At 51.9% G+C, this 266-nt stretch carries 1 protein-coding gene; it reads left to right on the forward strand.

What is annotated here, in order from left to right:
• Positions 1–73: 73 nt before the first annotated feature.
• Positions 74–266: hypothetical protein (locus RMT89_RS43465; RefSeq protein WP_315889274.1), on the forward strand; the 193-nt coding region annotated here is incomplete at its 3' end.

A 266-nucleotide genomic window follows, 5' to 3' on the forward strand; every position in this document is an offset into this window, starting at 1 on the left:
GTATGCTAGTATTTGTGCACGGATGGGGTAAGAAGGCCAATGGCCGCTACGAGTGCAGAGAGGTGGATTTGTCGTGAATAACGTAGATGAAACGTTGCGGCAGCGAGGATCACGCTATGGCAGCTATTCGGATGTTTCGGCGATGACGGTTGAACTTTTCGGCCCAGTTTGGCGAAAAATGCAAGGGCGCGAAGAGTTCAAGCCTTACCATGTAGAAGCGCTTCACATGATATGCAACAAGATGGCGCGGGCAGTGTGCGGTGATC

The sequence above is a fragment of the Streptomyces sp. P17 genome, assembly GCF_032436805.1.
Classification (GTDB): domain Bacteria; phylum Actinomycetota; class Actinomycetes; order Streptomycetales; family Streptomycetaceae; genus Streptomyces.